We start from the raw sequence: 15,509 nt of genomic DNA, 5'->3' as shown, positions 1-15,509 counted from the left end.
GACCTTTCTCATCCCCAATCTTCACTCGGTGAGCAGCCAAAACCCGAAGCGCAGGAGTCTCCCACCGGAATTCAACCGAAACCTCGGGCGAGAGGACTCAGTCCCTATCCGGCTAAGTCCACCGCCCATAAGCCGGCTGCAGACCACCCATGGAGACGAACCGTACTGACAAAATCACTGCACCCTAAACACTGACAGATTCACTGCCCCTTGACATGTCCCCCGGCGGCGGCCGCATGGACATGGCCTGCGCCGCCCACATGGACATGACCTGCCCGGCGCCGGGTTAGTGAGAACAGATAGCCGACGAGCGTACGTAGTCGACGAGTACGCGTACTTACAGGAAGCTTGGCCGTACGTGGCTTATACTGATAAACTGCGCCGCAAGGCAATATCCATCCGCGCGAGTCCGGGTCACGGGTACGCCGCTCGAAAAATTCGTTCCGGAAGCGCCACACCCTGTAATCAGGAGTTGTCCATGAGCGTCTTCAACCTCAAAGTGCCTGTGAGCAAGCTGGCCAGGCCTTGCAAGCCCAATTCGCTCGGCTTCGAGACCACGGACGACGTGCAGCCGCTGGACAGTCCCATAGGACAGGAACGGGCGATCAGCGCTCTGAACCTCGGCCTTGAGATAGGTGACCCGGGGTTCAATATCTTTGTGTCCGGCGCTCCCGGGACGGGCCGCACCACAGCCGTCAAGACGTTCCTGGACAAGACCGCCCACAAGAGGCCGGTGCCGGCCGACTGGGCGTATGTTCACAATTTCCAGGACCCTTCGCAGCCGAAGGCCATAAGCCTGCCCTGCGGAATGGCTAAAGAGTTCAGGCAGGACATGAAGGAGGTTGTGGATACGTGCAGTGTTGAGCTGCCGAAGGTATTCGAAAGCGAGGAGTACACAAAGCGCATTGAACAGGTGATGGAGCGCATCCAGGAGCAGCGGGAGGGTATATCCGCCGAGACTGAGCAAAGCGCGCTCAAGCTTGGCTTCTCCATCCGCTCGACGCCCGCAGGCATCACCCCTGTGCCTATGAACGGCGACACGCCGATGACCCCGGAGGAGTTCGAGGCGCTGTCGGACGAGCAGAAACAGCTCTTCAGCAAGCGCGCGGAGTCGCTTCAGAAGGCAGTAGGCCAGGCAATGGTCATGATGCGCCGCCTGAACAAGCAGGCCACGGACGAAGTGCGGCAGGTGGACAAGGACATCATCCGCTTCACGCTGACGCCGATAGTCAATGAGCTGCAGGCAAAGTACCGCTCGCACCAGGAGATAGTGGACTACCTCGACGCGGTGGAAGAGGACATGGCCGAAAGCCACGAGGTGTTCAAGCCGGGTGAGGACGGCGCTATCTCGCCCGCCCAGGGCGCTGACGATGACCTGTTCATAAAGTACAGGGTCAATGACCTGCTGGACAATTCCACCTGCGACGGCACGCCGGTTATCTTCGAATACAGCCCCACGTACTACAACCTCTTCGGGCGAATCGAGTACAAGGCGCGCATGGGCGCGATGACGACCGACCTGACGATGATAAAGCCCGGTGCCTTACACAAGGCGAACGGCGGCTACCTTGTACTACAGGCAAAGGACCTGCTGGCCGCACCCCTATCGTGGGAAGCCTTGAAGCGTACCCTCAGGGCGGGCCAGGTCAGGATCGAGAACATCGGCGAGCAGATGAGTCCGCTGCCGTCATCCACCCTCCGCCCGGAGCCCATACCCATAAGGCTCCAGATCATCCTCATCGGGACAGGGGACCTGCTTCGGCTCCTGCAGATGTACGATGAGGACTTCCGCCGGTATTTCAAGATATCGGCAGAGTTCGACTACTGGATGGAGCGCAACGCGGCTTCGGAAAAGGAGTACGCTGGCTTCGTGAAGGCCAGGTGCCTTGATAACAAGCTCCGACCCTTCCACAAGACCGCAGTTGCGCGGGTGATCGACTATTCCAGCCGGCTGGTAGACCATCAGGACAAGCTGACGACGCGATTCATGGACGTTTCCGACCTCATCACCGAGTCTAACTACTGGGCGGTTGCGGCAAAGAGCAAGGTGGTCAAGGGCGAGCACGTCATGAAGGCGATTGAGCAGAAGCGGTACCGAGCGAACCTGACTGAAGAGAGGATGCAGGAGTACATCGAGGAAAACACCATTCACATCGCCACCGAGGGTTCGGCAGTGGGACAGGTCAACGGGCTAGCGGTCTACTCTCTGGGCGACTATTCGTTCGGGAAACCGACGCGCATCACGGCGCGCGCGGCGCTGGGCCGCGGGACTATGGTTAACGTGGAGCGCGAAGCGCGCATGAGCGGCCGCATCCACGACAAGGGTTTCATGATCCTGCAGGGCTTTCTGCAGGGACAGTATGGGCAGAACAAGATGCTCTCCCTTAGCGCAAGCATCGTCTTCGAGCAGTCCTATTCGGAGATAGACGGCGACAGCGCGTCCTCGACCGAGCTCTACGCGCTATTGTCCGAGCTATCCGGCCTGCCGATCTCGCAGGAGATTGCCGTTACAGGCTCGGTCAACCAGCGGGGCGATGTCCAGGCGATCGGCGGGGCGACTCACAAGATCGAGGGCTTCTACGACCTGTGCAAATCGCGCGGTCTGAACGGGCGGCAGGGCGTAATTATCCCCAAAGACAACGTTAAGAACCTGATGCTCAAGGACGAAGTGCTGGAGGCGGTCAAGGACGGCAAATTCACGATCTACGCCGTCTCAACGATAGACGAGGGGATTGAGGTCCTCACAGGTGTAGCCGCCGGCAAGCGCAAGGCAAACGGGAAGTACCCTGAGGGGTCTGTGCACGACCTCGTTGAAGGCCGGCTTAACGAGATGTCAAAGCATGCGAAAGAGATACTGCTGGCCCGCGAAAGGGGCCTGGAGAGGCTTTCGGCTGACGCACCCGGGGAACAGGGGTAGCCGACCGCTACTCCACGAGGTTTTTTATGCGCTCGATCTGGATTGCCTTGTAGCTACGGCTGCAGCGGACCGTCAGGCTCTCTCCCTCCTTGAGAGTGTCGAAAGTGAGCCAGTCGACTTCCACCCGGTGGCCACCCACAGTGATGAAGTGCTTGCCGACCGCGGAGGTCTCCCGGGACGTGAGGACGCCTTCCACCTTCCGGTGGGGAGGAAGCGCTTCGTAGGCCGACCGCGCCCAGGATGTGAATGTGGGGAAAATGCGTCCCAGCATAGAGTCCGGCAATCAGTCCCGAATTGACTCCCAGTTGCGGCTCACCTCTTCCTGGTGCGCCCGCTCCTGAGGCCCCCAATTGGACTTCAGATATGAAAGTATCGAATCTACCTGCGCCTCGGTGAGAATGCCTTCGTAGGTGGGCATTTTTCGTCCCGGTACGTTCAGCCTTCCGAAAATTATGTCGTGCAGCTGCCCGTCCGCATGGTGCCAGGCATGGCCCGCATTGCTGTGCACCGGCACATCCATCAGCGCGCCGCGGCCGGTGGCGGCATCTCCGTGGCATGCCACGCAGTAGCGGGCATAGAGATCCCCTGCATCCTGGGTATCTCCCGCACCCTTGCCGCTTCCGCAGGCGGCCATGACCAGGGCGGCGGCAGCGCAAAAGACCCCGACGGCGATGGCCTTTTCACGGGCGCCGTGACGTCTGTGCGGCCTGGTTTTGCCTCTCATTTCCCACGTCCGGTTCAAGTGTGGATGTCGCGAAATCACAGGAGCCTCTCCCCGGTCCAGGAAGCGGCCCCTACATTTTACCATTCTCGTTTTTGAGAGGCCTCTACAGGACTTGCTTGAAAGCCTGCTCAACCTCCGAATAAGTTGCGAAACCCTCGAAGCGCGCCCTTACGACGCCGTTCTTATCGATCACGAAGGTCCATTCAATGCTTGGCAGTTTCCATTCTTTTACGGCGGTGGCGACCTGCGCCCTCCCCAGGTCTCCCTGGATTTTGTCGGGGTTTTCGTAGAAGTCCACGTGGATGAAGCTGCCCTGGCCCTTGTAGCTGTTCTTGAGCTCCTGGAGCACGTCCACCTGCGGACCGCAGACGGCGTTGATGCAGAAGGCTGGGCTGGCAAAGACAACGACGGCGGGCTTACCGCCCGAAACGGCATCGGCGATGGAGACCTGGTAAAGGTCCCCATCGCGCAGGGAACCTGTCGTAAGCTCTGCAAGGCTCTTGACGTCACTGGCGGTGCGGGTCCGGCTCTTCACTGCCGACTCGCCTTCGTTGGGGGCCAGGGTAGAGTCACGCACATCGAAAGTCAGCTTCACGGCCGATGCGGGTTTGCCGGGCTCTTCAACCTGGATTGAAAGCTCCCACCGGCCGGGCCTGGCAAAGCTTATCCGGGCAGCGTGGAGACCGCGATTGCCGTACGGCCACGCCTGGTACATGGCCTGCACCGGCGCCTGCTCCTCCTGGATTGTCCCGGAGGAGTCCAGAAGCCTGGGTGTTACGCGGACGGCTGGCACGGTGACGAAGCCGTCCTCCGAAGTCAGCACGAACCCGATGCGGTTCTCCCCGACGGCCAGGTCCGAGGTGGCAAGGATCGCCTGGTATCCTTCAGGAGAAGCGGGCCCCTTGACGAGGGGTTCCATATCAGGACGATCTGGCGCGGTGCGGGCGACAGGGCTTTGCCCGCCCGGCGCCGCCGGAGGATCTGCGCCCGAGTCGCATGCCGTCAATGCGGCCACCGCCAGGAGCGACGCGATTGCTATTCGCAGGTACCTCATCTATAAGCTCCCGCCGCTACTGCATGTACGCGCCAAAGGTGAATGCAAAGACCGAGAAGTTGTCCGCGTTCGAGCTCAGACGCAGCTCCCTGCCCTGGTACGACTCCAGGTCCACAATGTGGTACATGTCTTCCGTTGTGACGGTGAGGTAGGAGTTGCCGTCCTGGTCCCATTTTATCGCGGTCCCGGCCTCTTCGCGCTTCAGCGGCACGCCGTCAATGGCAACCTTGACATCGTACTGCCCGCCGAAGTGGAGGCCAAGAACGACGTTGACCTCATTGGCGTAGAACTTGATGGCCACGTAGTCTTCGTAGTTCTGCGTCGCCCTGGCATGGCGCAGGTACTCGTCGGTGGTCTCCCACTCGCCTTGCACGTAGATAAAGTGGTTGGAGTGGTCGCCCGGATCCTTGTAGGTTGCCGCCATCAGGGGGTTCTCGTAGAACTCGGGCTGGACTATGTAGGGCGGGTTTCCGAAGCGCACGGCGCTGTCATTACGCCGGTAGCCGGCGTAGAGCTCCCGGGTCAGGGCCAGCAGGACGTTGTCAGGCATCGCGAGGGGATCGACCTCCGGGTCCGGCTTCGGCACCACCGGCACTTCGTTCACCGAGGCGTACACTTCCGCCAGCAGCTTCCGAATATACTGCTCCGTCTCTTCGTATGCCCCTTCTCCAAAATGGACATACCTGACCAGGCCATCCTTGTCGATCATGTATTTGGCCGGCCAATACTGGTTGCTGAACGCCTGCCACGTGGCATAGCCGTTATCCTGGACCACAGGATACTCGATGCCCAGGTCATTCACCGCGCGCGAAACGTTGTCGATATATTTTTCGAAGTCGAACTCGGGCGTGTGGACGCCGAGAATCACAAGGCCCTTGTCCGCGTACCTTCCGTGCCAGTCCTTGAGGTAAGGCAGTGTGCGGAGGCAGTTTATGCAGGTGTAAGTCCAGAAGTCGACCAGCACTACCTTGCCGCGCTGTGATGCAAGGGTGAACGGCTCCGAGTTGAGCCATTCGCCGGTCCCGGCAAGCTCCGGGGCAGGGCCGTACGCGTCCGCCGGGAGCGGTGTGCCTGCGGCGACAGGGGTAGGCAAAGGGCCGGCCTGCTGAGTGGGCGTGGACTGTGCGGACGCCTGGCCGGCCGGGGTGGCGGCGGCCCGAGCGGTTGTTGCGGTGGGCGCTACGTCCACCGGCGGCGGGCCGCCGTTTGAGCATGCAACCGCCAGTGCCGTTACAGCCACGAGCGTGAAAGCCCACACGGGCGCCAGTCTAAACTTTGACATTGAGGCTCCTTAGTTATCTTCCAGTTCTTTGTAGTAACCAAACGTGAAGGTGTAGAGAGAGAAGTCATCCGAATTGGAGGCGAGCTTCAATTGGTGCTTCTCATATTCCACCGTACGAATCAAACGATACATGCGCGGCTCATCCACCAGCAGGTAGCTGTTGCCTTCCGAATCCCAGCGAACGTCCGGCTCGGCAACTTCCTTCGGAATCGGCTTGCCGTCCCATGTGACGCGAATCACGTAGGGCTCATCCTTTTCGTTGCCGACCACCACGTTCACGGTCTTAGCGTTGTACTTGATCGCCACGTAGTCTTCCAGGTTGGAAGTGACACGGGTATGGCGCATGTATTCAGAGTAGTTATGCCACAGCCCCTGGAAGTATATGTGGTGGTTGCTGTGCCAGTCCGGGTCCTCGTAAAGCTGGTCAGTGTCCGGGTTGTCATAGTAGTGATCGTACAGAATGTACGGCAGCGGCGGCGGATACTTTCGGAACGGTATGTTGCGCTTCAGCCCTGCGTAAAGCTCCCGGGTACGGGAGTCTTCCCGGTCTATTGCGTGCGCTTCGCGGACAATTTCTGGGTCGAGAATGAAATCGTCGGGTGTATACCGGATGTGCTCAACGCTGTAGCCGGCCTTTTGAAGCCAATAGCGAATACCCTGCTCGACGGCGACGTATCCGCCCTCGCCCATCGTCACCTGCTGGACGTTGCCTTCTGCATCAATCAGGTACTTCCCGGGCCAGGCAGTGTTGCGAAAGGCTTCCCAGATGGCCCAGTCGTTGTCCTGGACGACTGGATACTCAATGCCGAAGTCCTGCGTGCCCTTGAGAACGTTTTCGTACTTCTTTTCGAAGGCGAACTCCGGTGAGTGAATGCCAATGACGACAAGGCCGACGTCGCGGTACCGGTCGTGCCATGACTTGACGAACGGGAACGTGCGAATGCAGTTGATGCAGGTGTAGGTCCAGAAGTCCAGCAGCACCACTCTGCCGCGGAGGTCTGCCAGAGAGAACGGCTCGGTGTTTATCCAGCCGCTTACCCCGGTAAAATCGGGGGCGGGCTTACCGTCGAGCGGGTGGGTTGTGTCCAGCAGCGCTGCGTCTTCCGCATCGAACGGAGGGTTGATCGGCGTGTTGACGGACTCGGATGGGAAGAATGTCGGAGTGGGGGCGACCTCGGGCGTGGCTGTGGCCGCCGGCAGGGGCGTGAAAACAGGCGCAGGCGTGGGCATGGCATTGTCGCCGCATGCGACCAATAGCACTGCAAGCGCCGCGGCGAGGACTGAAACAGGGCCGCCCAGACTGCCTCTCATGCACAACCCTTTCGTTTGAAAGCAAGACCGCCTCGCTCGTGAAAACGAAGCGAGGCGGTCAAAAGTTACCAGATCGTGGCCACCTAACCCTTTGGCTCGCCCTTGATCTTGCTCACCAGCGCCCAGGCCCCTGGCAGGGCGAGGGAAGCGAGAACGAGCTTTAATGCATCCCCGCCGACGAACGGGAAGAGGCCGCCGTTCAATGTCTTTACCAGCAGGCTGCTGCCGGGGTAGAGGCCCTCAAAAAAGGCGTTAACGGGCGCGTGGGTCTGGATGTACACAGCAAGCCACGCCAGGCCGAAGACATATACGGCGACGGAGCCGATAAGCATCGCCAGGACGCCTTTGGACTGCCTGTCCCAGCCCTTCTCGGCAAGCCAGCCGACGATGAAGGCCGCAACGACGAAGCCGACTATATAGCCGCCGCTGGACATATTCCAGAGCAGGCCGGAGCCTCCGAGCCAGGGGAATACGAAGTGGGCGGACTTTTCCGCCATAAAGTTGCCTGTGGGCGCAAAGACGGGCAGTCCAACCATGCCTACCAGCATGTACAGCAGAGCGGCCGCCCCGCCGCGCTTGCTGCCCAGGGCGCCGCCGGACACAAGTATGCCGAAGGTCTGGCCGGTGATAGGCACGGTGGTGGTCGGAAGCTTGAAGGCCAGCTGGGCGCAGATGGCGATTACGAACGCGAACCCGATTACGAGGGCCGCATCGATCGCCAGGCGGTTAGCCCGGGACTGGACCGCGGCGGCAGGAATAAACACGTCTGCAAGGACTCTGGGGCGCGCAGTTGCCTGCATGGTTGGCTAAAGACCTCCGGAGTAGTGGAGCGGACCGGCGCTAGGCGCGGTTGACCTTGTCCCGGGCCGGCGTGAAGACCGAGTCCTTCGAAAAAGTCACTTTGGCAGGCTTTCTGCCCGCGCGGTTAATCAAAGGAAGACCGGCGATGAAGGAGCCCACGACGCCACCGGCGGCGACGATCCCGGTCTTCTTCAGGAAGTCCCGTCGGGTCGTGCGGCTGGCTTGAGTACTGTTGTCCTGACGCATCTCATTCCTCGCTGATTCCGGTGTGGGCGAAAGACGCCCTCTGCCCGGGTTGTTAACCGCGACATTATACCGGAGCGCGCGTGGTATGGGAAGGAGCTTTGCCTACTGCTATAATTCCTCCACTCTTAATGAAGATAGAGGCGTGACGTTATGGCCACAATGCAGGTCCCTTTGCTTCCCACTTCGGTGATTGGCAGTCATGCTTACCCAAGCTGGATGTGGACGGCCCTTGGCGAGGTGGACAAGGGCAACTACGGGCAGACGGACACCGGTGAGATGTTCGACGACGCTGTGGACCTGGCGATGATGGACCAGGAGCGGGCGGGAGTGGACATCATTTCGGACGGTGAGATGCGCCGGTGGTACTTCGTACAGAGCTTCTACAAGCGGATGACCGGCATCGTGAGCGAGCCCGCGCTGCGGAAGGTGGGGCTCTACGCGTATGACTCTCCGCCTCGATACAAGGCCGTGGAGAAGGTCAGCGTACCGAAGGGGCTGGGGATAGTGGAGGAGTTCAAGTATGCCAAAGCGCGCACGAAGAGGCCGATCAAGGTCACGTGCCCCGGGCCGCTGACGCTCACAATGCATATTCGCCCAGGGGATGTATACAAGAGCCGCCTGGAGCTTGCTGCGGAGTTCTCGGAGGTGATCAATGACGAGCTCAAGGCCGTTGTGGCTGCCGGCGCGACGTACATACAAATCGACGAGCCGTCCTTTGCCGTGATTCCCGGCGAGATCGATGAGTGGATGAGCGTCTACAACAGGTCAGTGGAGGGCGTGAACGCCAAGCTGGCGCTGCACGTCTGCTTCGGCAACCTCTCCAGCCGTCCGCGAGGCAAGCGCCGCTACGACTGGCTCTTCCCAACCCTCTACAAGGCCCGGGCCGACCAGATGATTTTCGAATACTCCAACCGCGAGATGTGCGAGGTGGAGCTCTGGGAGACATTCAAGGACAAGTTCGAGCTTGGCGCGGGCGTGATCGACGTGAAGTCTTTTTACGTGGAGACGGCGGAGGATGTGGCGGAGCGCATCCGCGAGCACCTCAAGTATGGCCCCGCTGATAAGCTATGGATCGTACCGGACTGCGGCTTCTTCCAGCTCCCCCGGTGGATCACGAAGCTGAAGCTCAAGGCGATGGTGGAAGGGACGAAGATCGTGCGGAAAGAGCTGGGCGGGTAGTTGGTAGTTGGTAGTTGGTAGTTGGCTAACAGCCGTTCGAACGTCAAGACAGGCCAGACACAATGCTTACGATTACAGAGGCTGCCAAGGCGCAGCTAAAGGCGATACTGGAGACGCGAAACCTGCCGAAGGGCAGGTACCTGAAGCTGGCGACTCCGCCGGACTGGATCGGCGAGGGCGACTTCGGTGTGGTCATCAGCCCGGAGAAGGGCGGAGAGCAGTTCATAGAGTACGAAGGGACGACTGTCCTGCTCATCGACCCGGGACTGGTGGAGAACCTGGAGAAGACGGACGCGGTCTTCGATTACAAAGAGGGTCCAGAGGGGGCCAGGTTCACGCTGGACATGCATTAGGCCTAACGTGCCTTGAAATCGAGAGCCCATTCTCCGATTTTCATGGAATACTTGGATTGTCCCCAATCTCAAATCCATTTATGTGAAAACGGAGGTGCAGCAATGGGTCGCGGTAGTTCTAGCACGGCGCTATATCTTGTCCCGGCGGGGGTTGCGGCGGCGGGCGCGGCATACTGGTTCCTTGCGAGACCGTGGTTCCGGAGATGGAGCTCGACACCTTACGAATTCGTCTCATCGCTCCCCGGTGACGAGCTGATGGACCATCCCCGTTATTCGACGACGCGCTCGATCACAATCGACGCGCCACCGTCCGCCGTGTGGCCGTGGCTGATGAAGCTGGGCCAGGGGTGGTCGGGCATCGAGGACGAGGTATTTGACGATTCCGATGTCCACAACGGGATGGAGTCCAGCATGTCCGCCGCCGGGCCGATGCAGGCCGGCGACATCGTCCGCCTTGCGCCCAACAGGCACCCGGATATCTCCTTCGTAGTCGACCGCGTCGAGGATGAGCGCCATCTCATCATGCGCTCGCCGGGCGACCGGGCACGGATCTACGAGGGCTCTCCGGAGGACGGCCTGCCGGACGCGACGTGGGCGTTCGTATTGGAGCCTCTACCCGGCGACAGGACCCGGGTAGTCGTGAGGTTCAAGGCCAGGGGCAGATCCAGCATTGCCGGCACACCGGTGAACCTGTACGCGCTGGAGCCGGTGCACTTTTTCATGGAGCGCACGCTGCTGCGGGGCATCAAGCGACAGGCAGAGCGGGCGGCCGACGAGATAGAGGCAGAGTCCATGGAGTCGAGGCGGCTCAGCGTGGAGGGGCACCGGAACTGAGGCGAAGTTCACGGAGCCAGGGCCGACAAGGCTTTCAAACGAGAAGGGCTTCCCAGTTCGGGAAGCCCTTCTTCTGTTTCGGTATCCCGGCTTCGCCCTACCCCGTCACGGCGCCCTTCGACGCCGAGCCGACGAGCTTTGCGAACTTGGCCATGACGCCCGAGGTGTACTTTGGCGCGGGTGCCTTCCACGCATTCTTGCGGCGCTGCAGTTCCTCGTCCGAGACCTTCACGTTAAGCTGGCGCGTCTCCACGTCCATGGAGATGATGTCGCCGTTCTGGACCAGTGCAATCGGCCCGCCGACCGCCGCCTCGGGCGCGACGTGGCCGATCATGGGGCCGTGGGTTGCGCCGGAGAAGCGGCCGTCCGTGAGGAGCAGCACGTTGTTGCCCAGGCCCTGGCCCATGATGGCGCCGGTGACGGCAAGCATCTCCTGCATGCCGGGGCCGCCCTTGGGGCCTTCGTAGCGGATGACGACGACGTCTCCGGGCTTGACCTCGCCCTTCGTCACGGCGGCGAAGCAGGCGCGCTCGCCATCGAAGACCTTCGCCGGGCCCTCGTGCTTGAGGTGCTTTGTGCCCGCAACCTTCATCACGGCGCCCTCCGGCGCGAGGTTGCCCTTCAGGATCGCGAGACCGCCGACGGGGCTGCGCGGCGTTTTGGCGGGGTAGATGACCTTCCCGTCCGGCTTCTGTATCTGAATCCCGGCGAGGTTCTCAGCAACGGTCTTGCCTGTTACGGTAATGCAATCGCCGTGGAGCAGGCCCGCCTGCAGGAGCTCGTTCATGACCACCTGGAGTCCGCCGGAGCGGTCGACGTCGGACATGACAAACCGGCCGCCGGGGCGGAGGTCGGTGATGTACGGCGTCTTGCGGGCGAGGCGGTCGAAGTCGTCGATGCTCAGCTCCACCTTCGCCTCGTGGGCGATGGCGAGCAGGTGCAGGACGGCATTCGTTGAGCCGCCCATCGCGAGGACGACGGTGATCGCGTTCTCGAGGGACTTCCTGGTGATGACGTCGAGTGGCTTGATGTCCTTCTCAAGCAGGCCGTACAGGGCCGCGCCCGCGCTGTAGGCAACGCCCTCGCCGCGCCTGTCGACGGCCGGGATGGACGCCGCGCCGGGGAGGGACATGCCGAGCGCCTCGATGGCGGAGGACATGGTGTTGGCGGTGAACATACCGGAGCATGCGCCCTCGCCGGGGCATGCCGCCTTCTCGAGCGCAATCAGCTCCTCGAACGACATCGTGCCGCGGGAGTGCTTCCCGACAGCTTCAAACACGTCCTGGATGTTGACATCGTTGCCGTTGAAGTGGCCGGGCAGGATAGCCCCGCCGTAGATGAAGATCGAAGGGATGTTCAGGCGGGCCATCGCCATGATGGAGCCGGGCATATTCTTGTCGCACGCGGCGACGGCCAGCAAGCCGTCCATGCCCTCTCCAAAGCATACCGTCTCGATGGAGTCCGCTATGACCTCGCGGCTCACGAGTGAGGCCTTCATCCCCTCCGTGCCCATCGAGACGCCGTCGCTGATCGTGATCGTGCCGAACATAAAAGGCGCGCAGTTGGCCGCCCACAGGCCCTCCTTCGCCTTCTCGGCGATGCGGGTGAGGTGGACGTTGCACGGCGTGACGTCGCTGGCCAGGTTGGCGACGGCGACGAAGGGCTTCTCCATATCGTCGTCGCGCAGGCCTACGGCGCGAAGCATGGACCGCGCAGGGGCCCTGTCCGGGCCGATGCTGACGGCGGCGCTGTGCTTCTTGAGCTTGAGGTTAGGCGTGGATTTTGTGGTCATGAAAATGAGATCTCCTTAAACGGTTATGGGAGGATGGCCGGCAGCCCGAAGGTTGCCTGAACGACTCTGTTCAATTGTCTGATATCCGCTTCGCTCAGTGAGCCGATCCTGCGGCCGACCATGTCTTGTTTAATGGTCGAAATGATGCCTGTGACGACCGACGGATGCAGCAGGCCCGCTTCACGCCAGTTGGCCAGCAGGTGGTCGCCCACCAGTAGTCTGGTGACATCGGTGGTCACCCCCGCCACTATCACATCTTTTCGGGCGGCGTTGTATGAGTTTGAACTGACCAACACGGCGGGACGCTTCTTCATTCCGGTCCCCTCGGAGAATACGAACTCCACGAGAAATATGTCGCCGCGCTTATAGCTTGTCGTATTCGGCATCCTTCTCGTTGTCCCACAGCTCGGCCAAGGCCGGATCGATCACACGGAGGACTCGCTTTTTCGGCTTCTCAGTTCTGATGGGAACCCTGTCCAGGTCTTCCTTTCGGAACCTTCGCGTTCGACCGCTGCCGATCGAGTAGACAGGGAGGTGGCTCCCCTCGCACAGCTTGTAAACCGTGCGGCGGGATATTCCGAGGTATTCCGCGGCTTCGTTCACGCTATACCATTGCTTCGTTTCGGACACACGACACCTCCGCTTAAACGTGCACATTCTAGCACATTGACGCGCAGTGAACGGAGGACATGGGAATAGGCTATCTACCCGCCGTCCGCGCGGGCTTGCTCGCCCGGCAGCGGCGGCGTCCGGCGCGTGTCGGATGGACGGTTGCTGCGGGAGCGGGCTACCTGCCAGAGGAAGAAGAGGATTCCGCCGATGATGATGACGCTGAGGTACGTTATCGAGCGGTCCACAATGGCGACTGCGGCGGCGTCGTGCCGTGTCATGCCGAGGAGCAGCAGGCTGGTGACGCCCGTCTCGACGGCGCCGACGCCGCCCGGCGTCGGCACGGTACTGAGCATCGCGTGTCCCAGCGCAACTATTATCACCAGGGGGATGCCGATCTCGAATCCGAGCGCCTTTACTACGAAGTACAGGCGCGCGATTTCGAGTGTCCAGCCGATGATGCTGAGCACGAATGGGATCGGCAGCTGTTTGAAGCTGCCCACGGTGCCAAGGTGGAAGCGCTGGTACTTCTCCTCGAGGCGCTTCGGCAGTCGGCTGGCCAGGCGCACTCCGTAGAGCTTCATCAACACCAGTGCCGAGATGACAAGCACGGCCAATCCAACGGCGATGCCGAGCGCCAAAACCCCGGCAGAATTCAGGTCGGACGTCGCGACGAATGCAAGCGCGCCGACCACAATTATCAGCATGACCGTCGCCATGTCCATGATGCGCTCGGCGAAGATGGTGCCGAGGCTCCACGAGAAGCTCGTACGCGCCTTGTCAGACAATGCGTACGCGCGGTAGAAATCGCCCGCCCGCAGCCAGGCGACCGAGTTTACGAACCAGCCCATCACGATCATCTGGGAGAACTGGAGAACCGTGGGCGTCTTTGCGCCGGGCGTGTCGTTCAGCCCTGCGCTGCGCGAAAGGATCATCCACCGGATGCCCCGGAAGTAGAAGCTGGCGTAGTAAAGGGACAGGGCGAGCAGGTACTGCCACGGGTCCATTGACCTGATACTCTCCCACGTCTGGCCCCAGTCGAGGTCAAAGCGAGTGGCGAGAAAGAAGAGGAAAATGATCGCCACGCCGAAGGATACGAGCGTGGGGAGTGAGAAGATGCGCTTCCGGAGAGTGGAAGTAAGGTTCTGTTCGCCGCCGTTGTTTGCCATTAATCTCCAGCGCTAAAGAGGACTCTTGCCGGGAACGCCGGCGCGCCTCGGGTATGCTGAGGGCGTCTCCGCAACCTTCTCGATCACAACAAGCACGCCGCCCCAGTCCGAGCCTTCGATGCGCGCCTTTTTCACTTCCGAAATCGAACCGCCCAGGACGCGGATAGCCTTGCGCGCCTGCTCGATCTCTTCGGCTGCTCCGGGACCCTTGTGGGCCACTACAAGGCCACCCCTTTTCGCGAAGGGGAGAGTGATCTCGGCGAGCGTATTCAGTCGGGCGACGGCGCGGCATACCACCAGGTCGTACCGCGCGCGGTGTTCCGGGCTGTGGCCAAGGTCTTCCGCCCTTCCCGTCACTACTGTTGTATCAACCAGCCCCAGGGCGCCCGCAACGTGCGAAAGGAAGGCCGTCTTCTTCGCCGTCGCCTCCAGGAGCGTTAACCGCGCCTGGGGGAAGGCGATCTTGAGCGGAATTCCGGGGAACCCCGCTCCCGACCCTATATCTATCATACTCCCGGGACGAGCTAAGTAGCCTTGCGGGAGGGCGAGGACGGTCGTCAACGAGTCCAGAAAGTGACGGGACTGGATTTGGAGCGGGTCGGTGACGGCAGTCAGGTTGAACCGGGAGTTCCAATCAAGCAATTCGGCGGCGTACCTTTCGAAAGCGGCGATCTTATCGCCGTCAAGAGGGACACCAAGCCGTGCAGCGCCTTCGTCAAGGACTTTCAACTACGCCTCTTTTGAGCTTCATTCGCCTTTCCGGCCAGTCGATTATAACATCGCGTTTTCGCCTCCCTTGGCCGTTTCGCCCTTCTCGTGTCAATGCTCAATGACTTTGTCAGTCTTACTGCTCAGTGATTTTGTCAGTACGACTGGTTTTGGTTGAATCAGTCTCGATCTCCAAGGGTGATCTGGAGCCGGCTTTCGATCCTTGGGCGAGGAGAGGGGTGTGCTGGAGACGGGTCCGTCTCCAGCACGCCCCTCTCCTCGCTTGCCCGCCTGAGCTTTTCTTCGCCTTGCTCGCAGGACTGCGGGTCTTAGGGGAGCAACCGTGCTGGCCAGCTCACGCCCCTTGTGCATGACCACGATGCGCCCGTCCAGCCGCTCCTGTACCTCTACGGTCGCCCTGGCGTATGTGCTCCGCTCGCTGTCAGGCTCGATCTGCAGGTCCTCTCCACCAAAGCTCACCGTGTTATCCGCGGCCACTGTCCGCTGGTATCGGAAGCACAGCACACTGT

General features: G+C 61.1%; 16 protein-coding genes. 4 read left to right on the top strand and 12 right to left on the bottom strand.

Translation table 11 applies throughout. From position 1 onward, the window contains the following. Positions 1-478 precede the first annotated feature (478 nt). On the top strand, positions 479-2,917 hold the full coding sequence (locus tag FJ319_12025) for an ATP-dependent protease (GenBank protein MBM3935005.1): 2,439 nt from the start codon (positions 479-481) through the stop codon (positions 2,915-2,917). A gap of 7 nt (positions 2,918-2,924) precedes the next feature. Here the strand turns inward: FJ319_12025 and FJ319_12020 are convergent, their stop codons facing one another. From FJ319_12020 to FJ319_11990, 7 genes are all read right to left on the bottom strand, one after another. Then, positions 2,925-3,188, bottom strand: coding sequence for a hypothetical protein (locus tag FJ319_12020; protein ID MBM3935004.1), 264 nt, complete (start codon positions 3,186-3,188; stop codon positions 2,925-2,927). A 12-nt stretch (positions 3,189-3,200) separates the two neighbouring features. Beyond that, positions 3,201-3,725, bottom strand: a complete 525-nt coding sequence (locus FJ319_12015) for a cytochrome c (protein ID MBM3935003.1) — start codon at positions 3,723-3,725, stop codon at positions 3,201-3,203. Between the two features lie 19 nt (positions 3,726-3,744). Beyond that, positions 3,745-4,560 (bottom strand): hypothetical protein, encoded by an 816-nt coding sequence (locus tag FJ319_12010; protein ID MBM3935002.1) that lies wholly within the window; start codon positions 4,558-4,560, stop codon positions 3,745-3,747. 151 nt (positions 4,561-4,711) lie between these two features. Then, positions 4,712-5,977: a redoxin domain-containing protein gene (locus FJ319_12005; protein ID MBM3935001.1), complete on the bottom strand. Its 1,266-nt coding sequence runs from the start codon at positions 5,975-5,977 to the stop codon at positions 4,712-4,714. 9 nt (positions 5,978-5,986) lie between these two features. Next, complete coding sequence (locus tag FJ319_12000) at positions 5,987-7,288, bottom strand: redoxin domain-containing protein (protein MBM3935000.1); 1,302 nt, start codon at positions 7,286-7,288, stop codon at positions 5,987-5,989. Positions 7,289-7,371: 83 nt separating this feature from the next. After that, positions 7,372-8,088, bottom strand: a complete 717-nt coding sequence (locus FJ319_11995) for a biotin transporter BioY (protein ID MBM3934999.1) — start codon at positions 8,086-8,088, stop codon at positions 7,372-7,374. Positions 8,089-8,128: 40 nt separating this feature from the next. Continuing rightward, a complete protein-coding gene (locus FJ319_11990) occupies positions 8,129-8,335 on the bottom strand; it encodes a twin-arginine translocation signal domain-containing protein (GenBank protein ID MBM3934998.1) in 207 nt (68 codons plus the stop codon). 159 nt (positions 8,336-8,494) lie between these two features. On the opposite strand from FJ319_11990, the gene FJ319_11985 reads away from it, so the two are divergent. The 3 genes from FJ319_11985 (at position 8,495) to FJ319_11975 (ending at position 10,701) form a co-directional block, all read left to right on the top strand. After that, entirely contained in the window at positions 8,495-9,514 is a 1,020-nt protein-coding gene (locus FJ319_11985) for a methionine synthase (protein ID MBM3934997.1), read from the top strand. A 62-nt stretch (positions 9,515-9,576) separates the two neighbouring features. Beyond that, the gene (locus FJ319_11980; protein MBM3934996.1) at positions 9,577-9,867 is read left to right on the top strand and encodes a hypothetical protein; all 291 of its coding nucleotides are present in this window, start codon (positions 9,577-9,579) and stop codon (positions 9,865-9,867) included. A gap of 102 nt (positions 9,868-9,969) precedes the next feature. Then, positions 9,970-10,701: a hypothetical protein gene (locus FJ319_11975; protein MBM3934995.1), complete on the top strand. Its 732-nt coding sequence runs from the start codon at positions 9,970-9,972 to the stop codon at positions 10,699-10,701. A gap of 97 nt (positions 10,702-10,798) precedes the next feature. Here FJ319_11975 and ilvD read toward each other — a convergent pair whose 3' ends face one another. From ilvD to rsmG, 5 genes are read right to left on the bottom strand one after another with little or no spacing between them, the layout of a single operon-like run. Then, a complete protein-coding gene (gene ilvD / locus FJ319_11970) occupies positions 10,799-12,493 on the bottom strand; it encodes a dihydroxy-acid dehydratase (protein MBM3934994.1) in 1,695 nt (564 codons plus the stop codon). 23 nt (positions 12,494-12,516) lie between these two features. Next, positions 12,517-12,879 carry a type II toxin-antitoxin system PemK/MazF family toxin gene (locus FJ319_11965; protein ID MBM3934993.1) on the bottom strand — a complete coding sequence of 121 codons (363 nt, stop codon included), beginning with the start codon at positions 12,877-12,879 and terminating at the stop codon, positions 12,517-12,519. Further along, positions 12,857-13,150 (bottom strand): helix-turn-helix domain-containing protein, encoded by a 294-nt coding sequence (locus tag FJ319_11960; protein ID MBM3934992.1) that lies wholly within the window; start codon positions 13,148-13,150, stop codon positions 12,857-12,859. Before FJ319_11960 ends, FJ319_11965 begins: the two co-directional genes overlap by 23 nt. Positions 13,151-13,197: 47 nt before the next feature. Further along, positions 13,198-14,271, bottom strand: coding sequence for a flippase-like domain-containing protein (locus FJ319_11955; protein MBM3934991.1), 1,074 nt, complete (start codon positions 14,269-14,271; stop codon positions 13,198-13,200). A gap of 12 nt (positions 14,272-14,283) precedes the next feature. Next, the gene (rsmG, locus tag FJ319_11950; protein ID MBM3934990.1) at positions 14,284-15,000 is read right to left on the bottom strand and encodes a 16S rRNA (guanine(527)-N(7))-methyltransferase RsmG; all 717 of its coding nucleotides are present in this window, start codon (positions 14,998-15,000) and stop codon (positions 14,284-14,286) included. Positions 15,001-15,509: the final 509 nt, after the last annotated feature.

It is taken from the genome of SAR202 cluster bacterium, assembly GCA_016872355.1.
Lineage (GTDB): Bacteria > Chloroflexota > Dehalococcoidia > Lucifugimonadales > VGZY01 > VGZY01.
This window is presented reverse-complemented; position numbering and strand designations above follow the sequence as displayed.

Excerpts from the sequence above, each read along its gene's own strand:
- FJ319_12000 (MBM3935000.1), bottom strand. The coding sequence starts at position 7,288 with ATGAGAGGCAGTCTGGGCGGCCCTGTTTCAGTCCTCGCCGCGGCGCTT.
- FJ319_11995 (MBM3934999.1), bottom strand. The coding sequence starts at position 8,088 with ATGCAGGCAACTGCGCGCCCCAGAGTCCTTGCAGACGTGTTTATTCCT.
- FJ319_12015 (MBM3935003.1), bottom strand. The coding sequence starts at position 3,725 with ATGGTAAAATGTAGGGGCCGCTTCCTGGACCGGGGAGAGGCTCCTGTG.
- FJ319_12010 (MBM3935002.1), bottom strand. The coding sequence starts at position 4,560 with ATGGAACCCCTCGTCAAGGGGCCCGCTTCTCCTGAAGGATACCAGGCG.
- FJ319_11990 (MBM3934998.1), bottom strand. The coding sequence starts at position 8,335 with ATGCGTCAGGACAACAGTACTCAAGCCAGCCGCACGACCCGACGGGAC.
- FJ319_12005 (MBM3935001.1), bottom strand. The coding sequence starts at position 5,977 with ATGTCAAAGTTTAGACTGGCGCCCGTGTGGGCTTTCACGCTCGTGGCT.
- FJ319_11965 (MBM3934993.1), bottom strand. The coding sequence starts at position 12,879 with ATGCCGAATACGACAAGCTATAAGCGCGGCGACATATTTCTCGTGGAG.
- FJ319_12025 (MBM3935005.1), top strand. The coding sequence starts at position 479 with ATGAGCGTCTTCAACCTCAAAGTGCCTGTGAGCAAGCTGGCCAGGCCT.
- FJ319_11960 (MBM3934992.1), bottom strand. The coding sequence starts at position 13,150 with ATGTGCACGTTTAAGCGGAGGTGTCGTGTGTCCGAAACGAAGCAATGG.
- FJ319_11985 (MBM3934997.1), top strand. The coding sequence starts at position 8,495 with ATGCAGGTCCCTTTGCTTCCCACTTCGGTGATTGGCAGTCATGCTTAC.
- FJ319_11975 (MBM3934995.1), top strand. The coding sequence starts at position 9,970 with ATGGGTCGCGGTAGTTCTAGCACGGCGCTATATCTTGTCCCGGCGGGG.
- FJ319_11955 (MBM3934991.1), bottom strand. The coding sequence starts at position 14,271 with ATGGCAAACAACGGCGGCGAACAGAACCTTACTTCCACTCTCCGGAAG.
- FJ319_11980 (MBM3934996.1), top strand. The coding sequence starts at position 9,577 with ATGCTTACGATTACAGAGGCTGCCAAGGCGCAGCTAAAGGCGATACTG.
- FJ319_12020 (MBM3935004.1), bottom strand. The coding sequence starts at position 3,188 with ATGCTGGGACGCATTTTCCCCACATTCACATCCTGGGCGCGGTCGGCC.
- ilvD (MBM3934994.1), bottom strand. The coding sequence starts at position 12,493 with ATGACCACAAAATCCACGCCTAACCTCAAGCTCAAGAAGCACAGCGCC.